The following is an 18,520-nucleotide window of genomic DNA, read 5'->3' on the forward strand; positions in this document are numbered from 1 at the left end:
CGCCTCCCTGCGTTTTGCGGCAGGTTGCGCCGAATGCGCGGCGAAAAGAAGCCTTCAGGAGCAGCCCCTTGAAGGACCGCTCCCAAAGCCGCCCGCGCAGGTCAGCGCGCGCCGTACAGCGTCATCACATCGCGCCGGAGCCCAGCCTGGCTGTCGGGGCGCGAGTAGAACATGTGGCCGCCCGGATAGACCTTCACCTGCAGACGATCGGGCGCGCCCATGGTCGGGATCTGGGCCACCACCATCTTCGACTCGAAATAGGGGCAGGACAGGTCGTCGTAACCGTGGACGATCAAGGCCTTCATCTTCGGGTCGATGGCCAGGGCCTGCCTGAGATCGGAGGCCGACTCGATGCTGGTGAACCAGTTCTTCTCCCAGCGCCGGTTCACCTCGCCGTTCAGCGCCTCGTAATGGGCGTCGACCTTCCAGCCCACCTCGCGGGTGATGAAGTCGACCATGGCCGAGGTCGCCGGCGCATAGATGCCGTCCAGGATCGGATCGCCGGTGCGCTGCTGCGCCGACCAGGGATAGGGGTCGTAGGCGGTGACGTTGGAGTCGTACCAGCTGCCGAGCTTGCCCTGGTCGCGGTAGAGGTCGCGCAGGAAGGCGCGGCTGTCGAGCCGGCCGCCCATGTGGCGCACGTCGGTCTCGTCCAGGCCGGTATAGGCCGAGACCCGCTTGACCAGCCGGTCGACGGCGGCCTGGTCCTGGCGGCCCTTCAACAGGTCGGTGATGAAATCGGTGCGGGCGTAGGTCTCGACCTCCGACATCTGATCGGGCGTCAGCGTCTTGCCCTGGCGCTCGTAGTTGGCGGCGGCCATCGACGGCAGGGTCTCGACCCAAGACATCGGCGACAGGTCCGGGTCGCTGGCGGTGCGGCCGTCCAGGGCCGGCGACACCATGATCACGCCCGAAACGCCGACGCCCATCTTGGTCTGGAGATAGTGGGTGATCGCCGGCGCGCGATAGCCGCCATAGCTTTCGCCGACCACATACTTGGGCGAACCCATGCGCCCGTTCTTGGACAGCCAGTCGTAGACGATGCGCGACAGATAGGAGATGTCGGTCTCGATGGTGAAGAACTGCTTGTTGGTTTCTTCGGTCTTGACCAGCGAGCGCGAATAGCCGGTGGCGACCGGATCGATGAAGACCAGGTCGGTGAAGTCGAGCCAGGTGCCGGGGTTGTCGTGCAGCCGCACGGGGTCGGACGGGCTGTCGCCCTGGGCCCCGAACTGGATACGCTTGGGCCCGATAGCGCCCAGGTTCAGATAGACCGACGAGGCGCCGGGACCGCCGTTGAAGGCGAAGGTCACCGGCCGGTCCGGATCGCGCGGGCCGTCCAGGGTGTAAGCGGTGAAGACGATCTCGGCGGTCTTCTTGCCCTCGGCGTCACGCACCGGCAGCGAGCCGACGGTGGCGGTGTAGCTCAAGGTCTTGCCGGCCACATGGGTAACCTGCTTGATGCTCACATCGGCGGGAAACGGCGCGAAGTCGGTTTTCTCGTCGCCGTCGGGATGCTGCTCGCCTGCCGCCATGGCCGGCTTGCCGCCACCGCCCCGGCCCTGAGCCCCAGCCAGCGCCGGCTGGACCGCGAACGAAACGATGCTGACGGCCGCCAACAGAGCGGCTTTGGTGGTGTAGCGCATGGACTGCCCCCGGATCGGTCTAGCCGACCTTGGTAGATCAGCCAGCGGCGACTGCAAAGCCGCATCGCGCGACGGGCCCCACGGCCGCTCCGCAGGGTTTGCATCCACGACCCAGGCAGACGTTCAGACCCAGGAATGCGTCAAGTTCTCGGCAGCGAGCTACGCCAACTTCTAGCGTAAAGCGCGGATTTATGCGAAATCGAGAGCCGGTTTCGTACAATATTGTACGGGCTTGCCCGCGCACCCTTGCGCCAAAATCAGCAGAGAAGCTCGATATTTCAAATGACCCCAGTTTTGCGGACCGCCTGAAAACTGCGGCGGCGGCCAAGAAGACCCGGCTCGAAAAATTTCAGCCCAAGGCCACGATTGTCGATCCCGCGTTCGACAGCCGCAAAGCTCAGCAGGCGCTCGAACTGGAAAACGTCCGCACCGAAAGGGCGGATCAGCGCAAGACCGCGTTGCAGGCGCGCGCGGACGCCATCAGGGCGGCGGCGGCCCTGGTCGCCAAAACCGAACACGAAGCGCTGGAAGCCAAGCGCCTGGACCGCAAGGTCCGCAAGACCGCCCGCCGGCAGGATCGGCGCGATACGCTCTCGGTCTATACCCGCCGCGCCGAGTGAGCGCGCGAACCTAGCCGACGCCGATGACACGGCAGCGCGCCGCCCAGTCCGCGCCGCACTTCAGCACGTCCAGGACCACGAGGTCGTGCAGCATGGCGGCCCTCACGATGGTGAAGAGGTCGCCAAGGCGCGGGACAGGATCGTTGCTGGAGCGGATCGTGATTTCGCGCAGCGCCGCCAAACGTTCATCGCAGATTTCGTAGCCGACGCTGCTGAAGACGGGCGCGGGCGCAGGACTAGCCGACATCGGCCAGTCCTCCCGCGGCCCGCAATTGCTGGTCACGCTTTTGCGTGCGGCCAAGTTGGGTGACGGCGGCGCTCCTGAAGCGCCGATTGTCCCGGTCCCGCTCCACGGAGTGGAAGGAGCGCCGGAGCAGGTTGTGGAGCCAGGCCCGCGTGCTCAGATCGCCCTTCGGCGCGTGGCTGGGGTCCATGGCGGCCAGCAGGGTCCGGCCCAGCAGGGCGTGGGCTTCGGCCTCGTCGTGGGTCAGGGCGTTGGCCCAATCGAGCAGGCTGGGCTCGAGCGCCAGGATTTCGCTACGGCGGTCGTCGGATACAGTGGTCATGCAACTCTTTCCAGACCGGTAGGCCAGCCTTGGACAGCAGGACAGGCCAACCGTTCAGCGCAAAAAGGCGCGGTGAAAGGTCAGGTTACCACATTCCCAGACGACGGTCTGGAAAACCTTTGGTCGATTTAAAGCAGGTGAGAATCAAGGATTAAATATTCAAGCCTCATTGGACCTGAAAAATCTTTGGAAATTGAAGTTTTGCGGCTTCGAGGAAGGCTCCGATCTGCCGCATAGCGTCCGAACTCAGGATGACAACAAGCGGTTGATCATTTGCATCGACGATGCTGATGCTCATCTCCGAAGAGAGCGGCGCCATATCGTCATAGGCCAACTCGATCTCGTGCAGCAGTTCAGCCGGCCCGTATTCCGGGATATCCATATGGCCTCCCTAGACCGACTTGAAGTCCGCACCTTCCGTATCGGGCTTGATCAAGGCGATCTTGATCTCTTCCCCCGACTCCAGCTTCAGATAACCGACCGCACCGTCTTCGACCGAACTTGCGTCCCCGTCGAGGCTGCCGCTGACCGTGGTGCGATCCCGCTCCTGAAAGGTGTCCAGGCTGTAGCTCACAGCAAACTGGGCGTCCTCGGTACGCAAAGCGCCCTCGCCTCGCGAGGACCCGAGTAGCTTCATCGAGCCACCACCTCTACGCGACATCATTTATTCCGCTCCGGTGCTGATCAAAAAGAAAGGACGCCCCGCACCGTGACCATATTGAGAAATAAGCTAGATGGCCGTCGCGCAGCAGAATTGTACCCCTGTGATATGGGGATCGATCCCAACTGCCGCTAGTGACCCCAGGCAAGGCCTTTCGAATTCCCGATGTCCGCAAAAAAATTGCGCTCGATGAGCCGAAAAGATCGGCTATTGCAAATATCCGCCACAGATGGCATATAGCCGAAATCAATCCGACCTTAGTTCGGCTTCTGCCAAGGGCTCATAGAGCCAAGCAGCTTTCTACCGAGACTTCATGAAGATTGATCGCGGTGCGGTTTTCCCACTGTGATCTTACATGTGCGCGCGATTTCATCGACGCGCCTCGTCACGCCAAAAGCGTCGACGACCATCTTGGACCTAAATGAACATCCATATTGAATCCACCCGCAAGGCGCTCTCGCGCCCCTCCTTCTCCTCCTTCGATCAACGTCGCGATCAAACCCAGCTCCGGCCGCCGGAATCCCGCAACCTGGGCCCAAGCCTGAGCCGTGAAGAACTCCGTCAGCTCGTGGCCGAGATGCTTGGATAAGCGGTGAAGGCGCCCGCGCCGGACGCCCGTCCGGCTATCGGCGGGTAATCTCGAAATAGGCCGTGTCGCTTCCGCGCGTATAACCGACGAACATCACGGAAATGGCGGCGCCTGTCTCTATGGTCAGGCTCGCCAGTCCGCTCGAGAAGGCCGCGTGCATATGCTCTATGGCGCCGGTGACCGAGCCTTTTCCGCTCTTCATCGCGTCGGTCGAGGTGATGCTGTAGGTGACGGGCTGGGCGATCCTCGCACAGCTCAGCGAGCCTTCGCCAACCAGCGGAATCAGGGGCTTACGAAATCTGATCATAAGCCTCTAACGCTCAAGCTTGCAAAACGATGCGTCCATTAGGAGCATCAGGCAGGTGGGGAAGCTCGAAAAATCCGTTTCGCCCGACGCTCGCCATTGAATAAATCGCGGCCGAGCGCCTAGGCTTCTCCCGTCACGGCGCGGCCATATAGGCCGAACGCCCCGCCCGGAGACCGCCATGTCCACACTATTGAACCTGTTGTGGTTTGTTCTGGGCGGCTGGATTTCGGGGCTGCTTTGGCTGCTGGCGAGCGTGATCCTGGCGATCACCATCATCGGCCTGCCCTGGGTTCCCGCCACCCTGAGGCTGGCGTCGTTCTCGGCGTGGCCGTTCGGTCGGGCAGTCGTTTCCCGCTACCATGGGCAAGAGGTCAGCCTGCTGCTCAACATCGTCTGGTTCGTGTTCGCCGGCTGGTGGCTGGCGCTGCACCATCTCGTGCTGGCGGTACTGCTGGTGGTGACGCTGATTGGCATCCCCTTCGCCATCCAGCACGTGAAGCTCGCCCTGATCTCCCTGGCCCCGGTCGGTAAGACGGTGATCGAGGTCTAGGCCTCAAATCGCCCCAACCCAACGCCGACAGGCCACGACGTCAGGCGCAACCGCCATCGGACGGTTGAACGGACGCCCCGACGCAACCCTTACGTGACAAACTGCAGCAGCCAGCCGCAGCCGGACCTTCGGTAGTCCATTGCTTAACGGGATTGCATCAAACCGCCACAAGGGACGTTCACCTCAAAAATGGAGGTGAGGCGCGGAATTCGGATCGAGTGGGTTTCAATGGCGCGACCGTACGTCTGGTAGCGCTCTCATGACGGATATGGGAACTGCTCAGCCGAAAGGATAGGAAGGGAACCGCCACACAACCGTAGACTGCAATGGCCCCAATATTGCCTAATGATTGGAAACTGCACTGTAAGTCCGGCTCAAAAAGGGACCGGCCCAGCGAAGTAGCTCGAGGCATAGATGAGTACTGCACCCAGCGTCTTCGCTATCCCGCCCGCCCTGGAGGTGGGTGTCGAGCCCCCGAACGCTTATCAGATCACGCTCAAGAGCATGATCACCAGTTGGTGGATCCTCTATTTGTCCTGGGCGGCCGCAGGCGTCATCGTCGCCCTGCTTGGCTTTCCCATTTTAGGAATCGCATCCGCCACGGTCGGCCTAGGGGTCGACACCCGCCTGCAGCACATCCTGCGGCGGCGGCTGCTTCGTGTCGATCAGATCGATCCGGAAACGGGCGTACGCCGCCTCGGTTGGATCGTTCTGCTCAGATTTTCCTTAGGCGTGGTCGGCCCGTTGGGCGCGGCCCTGCTGCATCCAAGCGTGGAGACCATCGCGGTCCTGCTGCTGATGCAGGGCTGGTCGATCTGCGTGGCGATGGTCCAGTTCATCGCGGCGCCTCGACTGTTCCGCCGGGCGATGTTCCCGCTGGTGGCCGCGATCGCCAGCGGCCTGGCCCCGTTCTACGGCTCCGCCCACGGCGTGGCGATGCTGGCCGCCTTGGGCATGCTCGCCTGTATCGTCGTGCTGATCGCCTACGAGACCCAGAAGCTATGGCTGAGCTGGGCCGCCGCATGCGGCCAGAACGCGAACCTGCTCGCTGATCTCGCGCGCGCGCGGGACGAGGCGGTCCGGGAACGGGAAATCGCAGAGCACGCCCGCGAGAAGGCCAAGGTCGCCGATCAGGCCAAGTCCGAATTCCTCACCACCATGAGCCACGAAATCCGCACGCCCTTGAATGGGGTTCTGGGCATGGTGCAGGCGATGGCGGCCGGGGAAATGACCGACATCCAGCGCGGCCGGCTGGAGGTGATCCGCCAGTCCGGTCAAACGCTGTTGGCGCTGCTGAACGATATCCTCGACCTTTCCAAGATCGAGGCCGGCAGGCTCGAGCTTGAAGAAGACATCTTCGACCTGGAAACCCTGGCGCGGGGCGCCCACGCCGCCTTCACCGCGATGGCCGAGCGCAAGGGCCTGGACTTCAGCCTGATCGTCCAACCGTCCGCCAGGGGCTTCTTCCGGGGCGACTCCACGCGCATCCGGCAGATCATGTACAACCTGATCTCCAACGCGGTGAAGTTCACCGAAGCGGGAAGCGTGTATATCGAGATCACGCGGCAGACGGACGGCGTCAGGATCGCGGTCCACGATACGGGCCTCGGCGTCCCCGACGACAAGATGGCCGCCCTGTTCGAGAAGTTCGTCCAACTCGACGGCTCCACCACGCGCAAGATCGGCGGCACCGGCCTGGGCCTGGCGATCTCGCAGGAATTCGCTCAGTTGATGGGCGGCCGGATCGAGGTCTCCAGCCGCGTCGGCCAAGGCAGCGTCTTCACCGCCGTCCTGCCGCTGATGGAAGCGCCGCGACCGGAGGCCCGTGCGCCGGAAAAGAACGTCGACGTCCAACCCTCGCCGCAGAACCACAACCTCCAGGTCCTGGTGGCCGAGGACAATGCGGTGAACCAGCTCGTCATCCGCACCCTGCTGCTTCAGGTCGGCGCGGAGGTCCACATCGTCGACAATGGCCAGCGCGCGGTTCAGGCCTGGGAAGAGAGCGCCTGGGACATCATCCTGATGGACGTGCAGATGCCGGTCATGGATGGGCCGAGCGCGACAGCGGCCATCCGCGAACGCGAGCTTCGCTCCGGCCGACGACGAACGCCCATCATCGCCCTGACCGCCAACGCCATGGCGCATCAGCAGGCGGCATACCGAGCGGCGGGCATGGACGGCGTGGTCACCAAGCCGATCGATGTCGAGAACCTGTTTTCCGCCATCGACAAGGTGCTCGACAGCGTCGGTTAACGGCGAGGGATGCTCCCAGCCAGCGCAAGAGGCTGGAACCCCGGTCGGGCGCTCCAGCCTCCTGCGACATGTCGCGGCTAGGGCAGCTTAGGCCGCCTTGGCAGGTGCGATCCCATAGCGTGCGGCAGGCTGAGCGCTCGAAAGCTTCCCGGCCATCGCCAGACGCGCCGCCTCGTAGACGTCCCAGCCGGCCTTGTCCGCCAAGGGCGGGATGGTGACGACTTCACCCTGATCGAGCCCGACAAGGGCGGCGTCCACCAGGTTCTCGGCCGACATCACGATCGCGGCCGGCAGGTTGTGGACCGGCAGGCCGGCGATGTCCCAGAACTCCGTCGCCGTCGCGCCCGGCAACACCGCCTGGATGCGTACGCCCTTGGCGCCCAACTCGTGCTGAAGCGATTGGCTGAACGCCAGCACGAAGGCCTTTGCGCCGCCATAGACCCCGTTCAGCATCTCCGGCGAGATCGCCACGATCGAAGCGATGTTGACGATCGTCCCCGCGCCCCGCGCGACGAAAGCGGGCGCGACCGCGTAGGTCAGCCGGGTGAGCGCAACGACATCGAGTTGGATCATCGCATCCATCTTCTCCACGTCCGAAGACAGGAGCGGGCCGGCGCCGCCGACGCCGGCGTTGTTCACCAGCAGGGTGATGCTGGCGTCTGTCCGCAGCGTGCTCTCGACCCGGGCCAGGTCGGCCTTGTCATTCAGATCGGCGGCGACGACCTCGACCGAACGGCCGGTCTCGTCGGTGATCCGCTGGGCCAAGGTGGTCAGCCGGTCGCGGTTGCGGGCGACCAGGATCAGGTCGTAGCCGCGCTTGGCCAGGCGGTCGGCATAGATCGCGCCGATACCCGAGGACGCGCCCGTGACCAGGGCCGTTCCCTTCGTTTCGTTGGTGCTCATGGTCCATCTCCTCTGCACGCCGGGAAGCGGCGTTTGCTGAGGCCCGGTATAGGCTTGGCGAACGGCGTCCCAAATGTCATATATCCGGCGTTTTAGGCCACAACCCGGAGATCGACATGCAACGGATCGGCTTCGTCGCCTTCCCCGGCTACCAGGTGATGAGCCTGGCGGCGATCTCCGCCTTCGAGATGGCCAACATGCAGGCCGGCGAGCAGGTCTACGACGTGCGCCTGCTATCGGAGACCGGGGGATCGGTGCTGACCTCGATGGGCTTTCGGGTCGAAACTGAGCCTTTCCAGACCGATGGCTTCGACACCCTGATCGTCGGCGGCGGCGCGCAGATCGAGCCGTCGACACCCGGCCTGCTGGCGCTCGTGAGCCGATCGCTCGGACAATGCCGGCGGATCGCGGCGACCTGCACCGGCGCCTTCGTCCTGGCCGAGGCGGGCCTGCTCGACGGGCGCCGCGCGACGACGCACTGGTTCTACGCGCGCGATCTGCAGACCCGCTTTCCCAAGGTGAAGGTCGAGGAAGACCGCATCTTCATCGTCGACGGTCCGATCTGGACCTCCGCCGGGATGACCGCGAGCATCGACCTGGCCCTGGCCATGGTGGAGAAGGACCTGGGCTTGGAAGCCGCGCGGACGGTGGCCAAGAAGCTGGTGGTCCATCACCGCCGGGCCGGCGGCCAGTCGCAGTTCTCCGCCCTGCTGGAGCTGGACCCCAAATCGGACCGCATTCAGAGCGCGTTGGCCTATGCGCGACGCAACCTGACAACGCCGCTGACGGTCGCCGACCTGGCCGAGGCGGCCCATCTCAGCCCCCGCCAGTTCAGCCGCGCCTTCCACGCCGAGACCGGGCAGTCCCCGGCCAAGGCGGTGGAGAACCTGCGCCTGGAAGCCGCGCGGCTGATGATGGAGCAGAGCCGCCACCCCATCGACGCCGTCGCCCAGCAGACCGGCTTCGCGGACCCCGACCGGATGCGCCGCGCCTTTCTGCGCGCCTTCGGCCAGCCGCCGCAGGTGATCCGGCGCAACGCCCGCGCCGAAGCGGCGGCCTGAGACCACCTGCGGCCGCTCACCGTAGGCGGAGCTTGCGGGCTCCCAGCGTCGAGCGGAGCGCCCGGGCGCAGGAACTTAGCGCGTGCGGCGCGGGTTGAGTCGTCACCTCGCAGACAGCGGCTCAACACCTCGGCTTCGACGCCTCGAGACCGCGCGCGCTCAGCAAAAGAAGACTGGCCCGCCATGGCAAACGACCGCCCGCCCCGCCCCGAAGCCCGGATCGGCAACGGGGGCGAGCTGCACCAGACAGCATCCGGCCCTGACAACCGACTGACGACCAATCACGGCGTTCCGGTCGGCGACAACGAGAACTCGCTCAAGGCCGGCCCGCGCGGCCCGACCCTGCTGGAGGACTTCGTCCTCCGCGAGAAAATCCACCATTTCGACCACGAGCGCATCCCAGAGCGGATCGTCCATGCGCGCGGCTCCGGCGCCCACGGCCATTTCGAGCTGACCAAGTCGCTCAAGCACGTCACCCACGCCAAGATCCTGACCGAGGTCGGCGAGAAGACCGAGGTGTTCGTGCGCTTCTCCACGGTCGCGGGCGGCGCGGGCTCGGTGGACACGCCGCGCGACGTGCGCGGTTTCGCGGTGAAGTTCTACACCAAGGAGGGCAACTGGGACCTAGTCGGCAACAACATCCCGGTGTTCTTCATCCAGGACGCCATCAAATTTCCCGATCTCATTCACGCCGCCAAGATGGAGGCCGACCGGGGCTATCCGCAGGCGGCGACCGCCCATGACACCTTCTGGGACTTCATCGGCCTGACGCCGGAGAGCACCCACATGATCATGTGGGCCATGTCGGACCGGGGCCTCCCGCGCTCGCTGCGGATGATGGAGGGCTTCGGCGTCAACACTTTCCGCCTGCTGGACGAGAAGGGTAAGGCCACCTTCGTCAAGTTCCATTGGCGCCCCAAGCTTGGCCTGCAATCCACCTGCTGGGACGAGGCGGTGAAGATCGCCGGGGCGGACCCGGACTTCCACCGGCGCGACCTCTACAACGCCATCGACTCCGGCGACTTCCCGGAATGGGAGTTCGGGGTGCAACTGCTGACCCAGGAGCAGGCGGACGTCCTGCCCTTCGACATCCTGGACGCCACCAAGCTGATCCCCGAGGAACTGCACCCGGTCGAGATCGTCGGGAAGATGGTGCTGGACCGCAACCCGGACAACTTCTTCGCCGAGACCGAGCAGGTCGCCTTCCTGCCGACCAATGTCCCGCCCGGCGTCGACTTCTCGGAAGACCCGCTGCTGCAGGGCCGGCTGTTCTCCTATCTCGACACCCAACTCTCGCGGCTGGGCAGCACCAACTTCCACCAGCTGCCGATCAACCAGGCCAAGGGCTGCCCGGTGATGAACTTCCAGCGCGACGGGCACATGCAGCACAACGTCCCCCAGGGCCGCGCCAACTACGAGCCCAACTCGCTGGCCGAGGCGGGCGAGATCGGGGGACCGCGCGAATGCCCCGACCGCGGCTTCCGCACCGCCGCGGTCCCGGTGGAGGAGACAAAGGTCCGCATCCGCGCCGAGACCTTCGCCGACCACTACAGCCAGGCCCGCCTGTTCTTCCGTTCGCAGAGCGAGCCGGAGCAGGCCCACCTGGCCAGCGCCATCGTGTTCGAGCTGTCCAAGGTGACGTTCGAGCATGTGCGCCTGCGGGTGATCGCCAACCTGCAGAACGTCGACCCCAAGCTGGCCAAGCGGGTGGCGGCGGGCCTGGGGCTCGACGATGCGCCCAAGGCGTCAAAGCCCGCCAAGGCGCCCATCGACATGGACCTGTCGCCTGCGCTGCGGATCATCGGCAAGTATCCCGAGACGCTGAAGGGGCGCGCGGTTGGCGTGCTGGTGGCCGACGGCTCCGACGGGGCGATGGTCCAGACGGTGACTTCGGCGGTGGAGAAGGCCGGGGCGGACGCGACGATCATCGCGCCCAAGATCAAGGTGACGCTGAAGGACGGCTCCAGCCTAACCGCGGACGCCCAGCTCGCCGGGGCGCCGTCGATGATCTTCGATGCGGTGGCGCTGGTGCTGTCTGAGGGCGGCTGCGCCTCCCTGGTGAAGGAGAGCGCGGCGTTGGATTTCGTGATGAACGCCTTCGCCCACCTCAAAGCCATCGGCCACACGGCCGACTGCAAACCCTTGTTGCAGAAGGCCGGCGTAGAACCGGACGCCGGCGTGATGGAGCTGTCCGACACCAAGGCGTTCCTGAAGGCCGCCGCCACCCGGCAGTGGGACCGAGAGCCCAAACTGCGCTTGCTGGCTTGAGGCGCACCAAAACGTCGCATTGATTTTGGTCGACCATATGACCAAAAGAAACCGCGCCCTTCTTGGGCGTTTCCTCCCTATGACTTTGGCCTCGCTTCGGCGGGGCCTTTTTTTTTGCGTGGACGGCCACCTCGCAGCAGATATCCCCCGACCGATCCGGCGCATCACGAGATGATGATGGGACTCAGGCCAGGGCCCGCATTAAGGTTCGGTTCATAATCACCGTTGGAGTCCACAATGGCGCGGACGACACTTCTGAAGCGGGTCGAGGGCATGGAGCTCTGGACCACGGTCACCGAGACCACCCAGCACTTCGCCATCAAGACCGGCGAACGGCGCGCCCGCGTAGCCCAGACCCTGGCGGAAGCCGAAGCCTTTCTCGCCGCCGCGCTGCTGCGCGCCCGCACCGCGCGCGCCCACTAAGGGCGGCGCGGGATTCTGCACCCATGAGCCAAAGCGCGGCCAAGGCGTGTCCAGCCAAGCTGGACGCGCTTTTCAGCCGTTCCGCTTCGCCTGGGAAGCCAGAGCCAGGGCCGACGCCGGGTTCATGCTATCGACCATGGAGCTCGGGATCAGAATGGTGGTCCCCCGCTCCTTGGTCGTCTCATAGATGATGTTCATCGCCCGCAGCTGCAGCGCCTCGGGATTATCGGCGTAGAGCTTGGCGGCCTCGACGAACTGGTTGGCGATCTCCACCTCGGCGGACCCCAGGATCACCCGGGCCTGTTTCTCGCGTTCGGCCTGGGCCTGGCGGGACATGGCGTCCTGCAGCGCCTCGGGGATGGCCACGTCGCGGATCTCCACCGACGAGACGGTGACGCCCCAGGCCAGGGTCTTGTCGCCGATGCCGGCGCGGAGCTGCTCGTCGGCGGTCTTGCGATCCGACAGCAGGGCCGACAGCATCGAGGAGCCGATCATCTCGCGCAGCGAGGTCTGGGCCACGCGGTCGATCGCCATTCGGTAGTCGGTGATCTCCAGGGCGGCCTTGCGGGCGTCATGGACGTGCCAGAAGATGATCGCGTCCACGTTCACCGGAACCGTGTCGCGGGTCAGCGCCTGCTCGGCGTTGAAGGCGGTGGTCTGGATGCGCTCGTCGATCACCGCGGTCACGCTGTCGAGCACCGGCAGGATCCAGAACAGGCCCGGCCCGCGCACGCCCTGCAGCTTGCCGGCGCGCAGCACCACGAATTTCTGCCAGGTATTGGCCATCTTCAGCGACAGGGCGACCAGCAGCGCCGCCACCGCGAACGGCGCCGCCAGGTAAGGCTTCACCGTCCCGGCCCCGGCGCCGATGAAAAGCAGCACGATAGCCAGAAACAGCGAGATCGGGTTCACGGCGAACTCCTAAACCGACGAGCGCGGAAACGCCTCGCCGACCCAAATATGATCTTCAGAAAATATTTGGCGAGCTTTACTTGTTTTTGGTCGGCGTGGACGTGAGACCCTTGAGGCTGGGTTGCGAAGCATTCGGCTTCGAGCCCCCGGCCTTCTTCGGCTTTCCCTTGGTTTCTTTCACTTCAGTATTTTCCTCATCGACCTTGAACGACACGCACGCGGAGAACCGATGCATGCCGCTTATGAGGATTAGCAGTTTATCGCGTCGAGACGCGTGGTTATTTCCGCATCGCCGGTTTTGATTTGGCGGCGGACCTGGCGGCGGCGGCGCGTTCGTCCTGCCGCTTGCCGGCGCCGAAGCCCTGCGATCCGGCATTTCCCGCACCGGCCTTACGGCGTGCGACAAGCTCGGCGAGGGTCTGCGTTGCGGTCTTTTTTTCAGGTTGATCGTTCTGGTCCGACATGGGGCCAGTTTAACACACCGATAGCTCCGTGCAGCCCCTTTAAGTCACCCGCCCGAGCGCCGGTCGCCTGCGGACCACAGGATGCGCCGCCACCGTACAACTTTCTCCGGTCAAGCTGAAACTTGCCGCTCGCCCAAGGCTTTGACCTTCAACCGGCTGCAGGAGGCCGCCAGAAAAGTAAGGGTTGGAATCATGAAAGCGGTGCGCATTCACGAATTTGGCGGCCCGGAAGTATTGAAGCTGGAAGAGCTTCCCCAACCCGAGGCCGGGCCGGGCGAGCTTTTGATCGAAGTCCAGGCGGCCAGCGCCAATCCCGTCGACTACAAGATCCGCAAAGGCGATTACCCCGCCGTCAAAGCCGACCAGTTACCGATCGTGCTCGGACGCGACATCGCCGGAATCGTTCAAAAGCTCGGGATCGGCGTCTCTGATTTCGTCGAGGGCGACGAGGTGTTCACGATGCTGCCGCAGGATCGCGGCGCCTTCGCCGAGTGGGTCGCCGCCCCCGCAAACGTCTGTGCGCTAAAGCCCGCCTCGCTGGACATGGTCCAGGCCGCCTCCGTGCCGCTAGCGGCGTTGACGGCTTGGCAGGGGCTGTTCGACCACGGCGGCCTGAAAGCGGGCCAGCGGGTGCTGATCCACGGGGCCACGGGCGGCGTCGGCCCGTTCGCCGTCCAGTTCGCCCGGGCGAAGGGCGCGGAGGTGTTCGCCACCGCATCCAGCGACGGGATCGAGTTCGTCAAAGGGCTCGGCGCGCACCGGGCGATCGACTATCGCGCCGAGCGGTTCGAGGACATCGTGCACGACGTGGACCTGGTCTACGACCTGATCGGCGGCGAAACCGAGGACCGCTCCTGGCAGGTGCTCAAGCGCGGCGGCGCCCTGATCTCGACCGTGCATGAACCCGATGCGGAGAAGGCGGCCAAGGCGGGTGTCCAGGCCAGCCGTTACACCGCCCAACCCAACGGCGAGCAGCTGCGCGAGATCGCCCGCATGATCGACGCGGGCGAGGTGAAGGTCACGCTCGACAAGGTCTTCCCACTGGCGTCCGCGGCCGAGGCCGAGACCCACCTGGAGAACGATCATGTGCGCGGAAAGGTGGTGCTGACCGTAGGTGCACAGCACCGCTGAGAAAGGTTTCGCGACGGAGCGCCCACCCCGTTGGAGGATGCGCCGTCTTCGGAACCCGATCGCCTCTTGGAAATTTACGCCCCAGACCACACGGCGCAAACGTGGCGCCGTCCATATCGAGGACATCGACCATGAACATGGACCGTCGCCATCTTTTCGCAGCGGGCTTGGGCGCGACCTTCGCCGCGGCGTCCGCATCGCAGTGGGCGCAGGCCCAACCCGCCATGCGCCCCGTCAACCCGGGCACGCGCCCCTATAGCCCCGGCCCCAATGCGGAGCCCTATTCCAAGGAGGAGATCGTCCACGCCGCCTCGGACTTCTTCGGGGCCGCGTCGCAAGGCATCGCCGGGGTGATCGAGCGCGCCTTCCGCGATAACGGCCAGCCGACCGGATACATCTCCGGGACGGAAGTCTCCGGCGCGGTGGTTGTCGGCCTACGCTACGGCAAGGGCGAGTTGTACATGAAGCATCGCCCCCGCAAGCAGGTGTTCTGGCAGGGCCCGTCGGCGGGTTTCGACCTTGGCGCCAACGGCTCGCGCGTGTTCACCCTGTGCTACGGCATCGAACGGCCCGACCAGATCTACCACCGCTTCCCGGGCGTGGACGGCTCGATCTACTTCGTGGCCGGCTTCGGCATCAACTATCAGCGCGCCGACAACATCACCCTGGCCCCGATCCGCACCGGCGTCGGCGGTCGCGCCGGGGCCAATGTCGGCTATCTGGACTACAGCCGCACCCGCCACATCAGCCCCTTCTAGGGTCCGACAGGCGTCACGGCGCCAGGGCGAGGTCCAGCTGCTGGGCCTCATCCTCCCTCCCCTCGCCGAACTTGGACAGGGTGACGCCGAGCAGGCGGATGCCCTTCGCCGGCGGATAAACGGTGCGGACCAGATCGACGCTGACCCGGCGTAGGCGTTCGAGGTCGGCAACCGGCGTCGCCAGGGTCAAGCTGCGGGTGGCCTGCTGGAAATCGGCGTACTTGACCTTGACCGTGACGGTGCGGCCGAAGGCCTGGGCCTTCTCGCACCAGGCCCAGACCTCGTCGGCCATGGCGATCACGCCGGCCTCGATGTCGGCGGGCTCGGTCAGGTCTTCCCGGAAGGTGGTTTCGGAGCCGGAGGATTTGCGCGAACGATCCGGGTTGACCGGCCGCTCGTCCTCGCCCCGCGAGATATCGTGATACCAGCCGCCCGACTTGCCGAAATGGCGGCGCAGGAATTCGATGCTCTGTCGGCGCAGATCGGCGCCGGTGAAGATGCCGAGCCCGTTCATCTTGGCCGCCGTCACCGGGCCGACCCCATGGAACTTGCCGACCGGCAGCGCCTCGACGAAGGCCGCCCCCATCGTCGGCGTCACCACGAACTGGCCGTTCGGCTTGCGATGGTCGGAGGCCAGCTTGGCCAGGAACTTGTTGTAGGAGATCCCGGCCGAAGCGTTCAGGCCGGTCTCCTCGAAGATGCGCCGCCGGATCTCGGCCGCCGTCTCGGTCGCCGTCGGCAGGCCCCTGAGATTGGCGCTGACGTCCAGATAGGCCTCGTCCAGCGACAGTGGCTCGATCAGCGGCGTGTACTCGGCGAAGATGGCGTGGATCTGGCGCGACACCGACCGGTAGACCTCGAAGCGCGGCGGGGTGAACACCAGCTCCGGGCATTTGCGCGCCGCTGTGGTCGAGGGCATGGCCGAACGCACGCCGAAAACCCGCGCCTCATAGCTCGCCGCCGCGACCACCCCGCGCTTGGCCCCATGGCCGACCGCGACGGGGCGACCGCGCAGGGCCGGATTGTCCCGCTGCTCGACCGACGCATAGAAGGCGTCCATGTCGATGTGGATGATCTTGCGAACCGACGCGCTCATGGCCGGAAACACATAGCAGAGTCGGAACGAAGGATGAACCGTCCTGCATGCAAGCGACCGGCGTCTATGCCGTGCACTTCCTAAGAGCCAAGGCTCAATGCGGACGCGGAGGCGACGCAACGGTCCAGCAAGCGGACGTTCTGAATGTCGGAGAAGGGTGGAGAGCTGTCATTGATCCGCCACACTCCGACGGACACTCACTACCAAAAATTTACTGAGGCCCCATCCATGTTTCCCCAGCAGCGAATAGCTTGGAAACCAGCTCAAGCCTTCTTGGTCGCGTTTATGTGCCTCGGCCTTAACGCTTGTTTGATCGCGAATGGGCCGTCTTTAGGCGGGGAGCATAGCTCGCAAGTAGCACTCGCACAGGTTCGCCGGCGCATCGCGCTCGGTAGTTCTATAGAGGCTGCCGAGCTAACGATGCAACAAGCAGGATACGCCTGTCACTTTCTGAACTGGGCAGGCGCGAATCAACCACTCCGCCCGATCCTATCTTGTAGCTCCTTCAAGCCGGTAAAAGCGGTCACTGTGATGATCCATTATCAGTGGAGTTACAATTTCGATTATGATCAACGGCGAATTGTGACCGGGATAGAGATAGTCGATCCGTTTAGTCACTACTCGTAGATAAAATATTCCCGGGCTGCGACAACGACAGCTGCGTCCGCTCGGGAGTCAGCTCAGGGTCGAAACCCGTCATCGCTATCCTGCCCAGAAACGCCGGGCGGCTGCGAAATCGGCGTAGGCGTCGGCCGCCTTGCGGGCCAGCGCCTTCTCCTCGGCTTGGCGCGCGCCTACGATCTGACCGGCGGCGAAGGCGATGTCGGCGGAGCCATGCTGCACCAGTTGAGCGGCCTTCTCGCGGGCCACGGCAAGGTCGTTCAGTTCGCCCAGCCGCTCCTGCAACCGCTTCAGGCGCGTAAGGAATTTTCGCCGCCGCGCGGGGCGCGCGTCGCAAAGCCCGGAAAAGAACTCCGCCGCATAGCGCAGCTTCTTGCCCTTGATCCGAAGCTTGTGGCGCTGATGGGCGTCCAGGTGCGCCAGCCGCCTACCCTTCTTGCGCACCGCCTTGCGAAGGTGGCGCAGGGCCTCGGGCGCGAATACGCTCGCCGGCCCGTCGCGCAGGGCGGCGGCCACCTGGTCTTCGGAGCGGGTCCAGTCGCCGATTTCCAGCCAGGCGACGGTCTCGAGCAGCAGGGCCGCATAGCGATCCGAGTTCAGCGCCGCCACCGCGCGCGCATAGGCCCGCGACTGCGCCTCCAGGAGCTGACGTTCGAACCCCGCCGCCGTCTCGGGCGTCTCCACCACCGAGGCGAGGGCGTGAAAGGTGTCGTGGATGAAGACGTCGAGGTCGCGGGCCTCGTCCATTTCCGTGGCCAGCCACTTGGTCTCGATCCTGGCCCGCGCGGCGCCCTCGCCCAGCACGATCGGCTCGAAGGCGCTCAGGGCGGCGCGGAAGCGGCGAATGCCGATACGGAGCTGATGCACGGCCTCAGGATTGTGGGCTGTGGACAAAAGACGGGCGTTCTCCGCGACCTGGGCCAGGCAGTCCAGGCCGATCCGCTGGAAAGCGTGGCCGGCGGTGAGATCGGGGGAGATCGCCACTCGTCCCGCACGCATCGGCTCCTGACCTCGCCCGTCGGCCAGGCGATAGCCGCGATGGGCCTTGCTCTCGAACGCCAGCCGGATGGCGCCGTCGGCGGACAACTCGCGCGCCAGATCGAACAGGGCTTCGACCGCGCCTGCCTTCAACTCCAGTTCGAGCTCATGGATTTCCACCCGCTCGCCGCTGGCGGTGATCTCGCCCCGGTCCAGGCTGACCTCGATCGTATCGGCGCCGCGGGTCCAGAGCCGGCTGATACGCTCGACCGAGGTGGTGAAGACCGGTTGCAGGGCGGAGGTGTCTCCGTCCACCAGCTTCCAGACGGGGGTGTCGCGAAGCTGGGCCGGATCGAGGGCTTCACCCGCAATGGCGGCCTCCCACTCGTCGCGGCGGATCATGCCCCCGCCGCCGCCCTTGACCGTCTGGACGAAGCCCTCCCCCTGCCGCCGGACGCGCAGGCCGATGGTGTTGCGCTGGAGCTTGCGATCCTCGGTGTCGAAATAGGTCGAGGTCAGTTGGGTCGTCGTCGACGGGTTCGAGAACAGGGCGTAGGACCACAGGCGATCCACGCGGTCGGGAACGAGATCGAACTTCAGCTCCGTCTCGACGGGCGCCACGCGCTTGGCCTCGGTCATCCGGGTTCCTCTTCGACGTCGCTGGCGCGCGCCAATTCGAGTTCGCAGCAAACGATAAGGTTAAAACGCGACAA

The 18,520-nt window shown here is 65.1% G+C and carries 19 protein-coding genes; 8 read left to right on the plus strand and 11 right to left on the minus strand.

Features of this window, described 5'->3' with window-relative positions; genetic code table 11:
- Positions 1-101: 101 nt before the first annotated feature.
- A complete protein-coding gene (locus tag GSQ87_RS11870) occupies positions 102-1,646 on the minus strand; it encodes a S10 family peptidase (protein WP_158915645.1) in 1,545 nt (514 codons plus the stop codon).
- Positions 1,647-1,837: 191 nt separating this feature from the next.
- Between GSQ87_RS11870 and GSQ87_RS11875 the strand changes: the two genes are divergently transcribed.
- Positions 1,838-2,266 (plus strand): DUF6481 family protein, encoded by a 429-nt coding sequence (locus tag GSQ87_RS11875; RefSeq protein WP_158915646.1) that lies wholly within the window; start codon positions 1,838-1,840, stop codon positions 2,264-2,266.
- Positions 2,267-2,276: 10 nt separating this feature from the next.
- Here the strand turns inward: GSQ87_RS11875 and GSQ87_RS11880 are convergent, their stop codons facing one another.
- From GSQ87_RS11880 to GSQ87_RS11900, 5 genes are all read right to left on the minus strand, one after another.
- Positions 2,277-2,513, minus strand: coding sequence for a hypothetical protein (locus tag GSQ87_RS11880; RefSeq protein WP_158915647.1), 237 nt, complete (start codon positions 2,511-2,513; stop codon positions 2,277-2,279).
- Entirely contained in the window at positions 2,503-2,832 is a 330-nt protein-coding gene (locus GSQ87_RS11885) for a hypothetical protein (RefSeq protein ID WP_158915648.1), read from the minus strand. Before GSQ87_RS11885 ends, GSQ87_RS11880 begins: the two co-directional genes overlap by 11 nt.
- 166 nt (positions 2,833-2,998) lie before the next feature.
- Positions 2,999-3,214 (minus strand): hypothetical protein, encoded by a 216-nt coding sequence (locus GSQ87_RS11890; RefSeq protein ID WP_158915649.1) that lies wholly within the window; start codon positions 3,212-3,214, stop codon positions 2,999-3,001.
- A gap of 9 nt (positions 3,215-3,223) precedes the next feature.
- Entirely contained in the window at positions 3,224-3,496 is a 273-nt protein-coding gene (locus GSQ87_RS11895) for a hypothetical protein (RefSeq protein ID WP_216839251.1), read from the minus strand.
- A 620-nt stretch (positions 3,497-4,116) separates the two neighbouring features.
- Entirely contained in the window at positions 4,117-4,389 is a 273-nt protein-coding gene (locus tag GSQ87_RS11900; RefSeq protein WP_158915651.1) for a hypothetical protein, read from the minus strand.
- 178 nt (positions 4,390-4,567) lie between these two features.
- Here GSQ87_RS11900 and GSQ87_RS11905 point away from each other — a divergent pair, with 178 nt between their 5' ends.
- Complete coding sequence (locus GSQ87_RS11905) at positions 4,568-4,939, plus strand: YccF domain-containing protein (protein WP_158915652.1); 372 nt, start codon at positions 4,568-4,570, stop codon at positions 4,937-4,939.
- 414 nt (positions 4,940-5,353) lie between these two features.
- Entirely contained in the window at positions 5,354-7,192 is a 1,839-nt protein-coding gene (locus tag GSQ87_RS11910) for an ATP-binding protein (RefSeq protein WP_158915653.1), read from the plus strand.
- Positions 7,193-7,279: 87 nt separating this feature from the next.
- On the opposite strand, the gene GSQ87_RS11915 is transcribed toward GSQ87_RS11910, so the two are convergent.
- A complete protein-coding gene (locus GSQ87_RS11915) occupies positions 7,280-8,095 on the minus strand; it encodes an SDR family oxidoreductase (protein WP_158915654.1) in 816 nt (271 codons plus the stop codon).
- A gap of 116 nt (positions 8,096-8,211) precedes the next feature.
- Here GSQ87_RS11915 and GSQ87_RS11920 point away from each other — a divergent pair, with 116 nt between their 5' ends.
- The 3 genes from GSQ87_RS11920 to GSQ87_RS11930 all read left to right on the plus strand — a co-directional run bounded on the left by GSQ87_RS11920 (position 8,212) and on the right by GSQ87_RS11930 (position 11,847).
- On the plus strand, positions 8,212-9,156 hold the full coding sequence (locus tag GSQ87_RS11920) for a GlxA family transcriptional regulator (RefSeq protein ID WP_158915655.1): 945 nt from the start codon (positions 8,212-8,214) through the stop codon (positions 9,154-9,156).
- A gap of 183 nt (positions 9,157-9,339) precedes the next feature.
- The gene (locus tag GSQ87_RS11925) at positions 9,340-11,424 is read left to right on the plus strand and encodes a catalase (RefSeq protein ID WP_158915656.1); all 2,085 of its coding nucleotides are present in this window, start codon (positions 9,340-9,342) and stop codon (positions 11,422-11,424) included.
- Between the two features lie 237 nt (positions 11,425-11,661).
- Positions 11,662-11,847 (plus strand): hypothetical protein, encoded by a 186-nt coding sequence (locus GSQ87_RS11930; RefSeq protein ID WP_158915657.1) that lies wholly within the window; start codon positions 11,662-11,664, stop codon positions 11,845-11,847.
- A 72-nt stretch (positions 11,848-11,919) separates the two neighbouring features.
- Here GSQ87_RS11930 and GSQ87_RS11935 read toward each other — a convergent pair whose 3' ends face one another.
- Together GSQ87_RS11935 and GSQ87_RS11940 are read right to left on the minus strand one after the other, a co-directional pair.
- Positions 11,920-12,759 carry a slipin family protein gene (locus GSQ87_RS11935; protein ID WP_158915658.1) on the minus strand — a complete coding sequence of 280 codons (840 nt, stop codon included), beginning with the start codon at positions 12,757-12,759 and terminating at the stop codon, positions 11,920-11,922.
- 278 nt (positions 12,760-13,037) lie between these two features.
- The gene (locus GSQ87_RS11940) at positions 13,038-13,223 is read right to left on the minus strand and encodes a hypothetical protein (RefSeq protein WP_158915659.1); all 186 of its coding nucleotides are present in this window, start codon (positions 13,221-13,223) and stop codon (positions 13,038-13,040) included.
- Between the two features lie 192 nt (positions 13,224-13,415).
- On the opposite strand from GSQ87_RS11940, the gene GSQ87_RS11945 reads away from it, so the two are divergent.
- Entirely contained in the window at positions 13,416-14,354 is a 939-nt protein-coding gene (locus tag GSQ87_RS11945) for an NADP-dependent oxidoreductase (RefSeq protein WP_158915660.1), read from the plus strand.
- Between the two features lie 131 nt (positions 14,355-14,485).
- Entirely contained in the window at positions 14,486-15,112 is a 627-nt protein-coding gene (locus GSQ87_RS11950; RefSeq protein WP_371416666.1) for a DUF1134 domain-containing protein, read from the plus strand.
- Between the two features lie 13 nt (positions 15,113-15,125).
- On the opposite strand, the gene dinB is transcribed toward GSQ87_RS11950, so the two are convergent.
- Both dinB and GSQ87_RS11960 read right to left on the minus strand, forming a co-directional pair.
- On the minus strand, positions 15,126-16,208 hold the full coding sequence (dinB, locus tag GSQ87_RS11955) for a DNA polymerase IV (protein WP_158915661.1): 1,083 nt from the start codon (positions 16,206-16,208) through the stop codon (positions 15,126-15,128).
- 702 nt (positions 16,209-16,910) lie between these two features.
- The gene (locus tag GSQ87_RS11960) at positions 16,911-18,446 is read right to left on the minus strand and encodes a CYTH and CHAD domain-containing protein (RefSeq protein WP_158915662.1); all 1,536 of its coding nucleotides are present in this window, start codon (positions 18,444-18,446) and stop codon (positions 16,911-16,913) included.
- Between the last annotated feature and the right edge of the window lie 74 nt (positions 18,447-18,520).

This window comes from Caulobacter sp. S45, assembly GCF_009765965.1.
Lineage (GTDB): Bacteria > Pseudomonadota > Alphaproteobacteria > Caulobacterales > Caulobacteraceae > CAHJWH01.